This is a genomic window from Pantoea sp. SIMBA_079 (genome assembly GCF_046940275.1).
Classification (GTDB): Bacteria; Pseudomonadota; Gammaproteobacteria; order Enterobacterales; family Enterobacteriaceae; genus Pantoea; species Pantoea borealis.
On record NZ_JAWRYR010000925.1, the window covers coordinates 1 to 236 of the forward strand.

Below are 236 nucleotides of genomic sequence, written 5' to 3' on the forward strand. Positions count from 1 at the left end.
GGGCCTACCGGCGCCGGCAAGAGCACCCTGCTTGACGCCCTGTGCCTGGCGCTGTTTGGCACCGTGCCGCGCCTCAATGACATTGGCCGTGAGGCCAAGGTGCCAGATGCCGACGGCGACATCCCCACTTCCGACCCGCGCAACCTGCTGCGCCGTGGCACCGGTAGCGGTTTTGCCGAGGTCGATTTCGTCGGCATCGACGGCCGCCGCTACCGCGCCCGCTGGGAAGCCAACCG

1 protein-coding gene is annotated in these 236 nt (G+C 69.5%); it reads left to right on the forward strand.

The genetic code is table 11. From position 1 onward, the window contains the following. On the forward strand, nt 1-236 hold a 236-nt coding region (locus SB719_RS22640; RefSeq protein WP_412160106.1), incomplete at both ends, for an AAA family ATPase.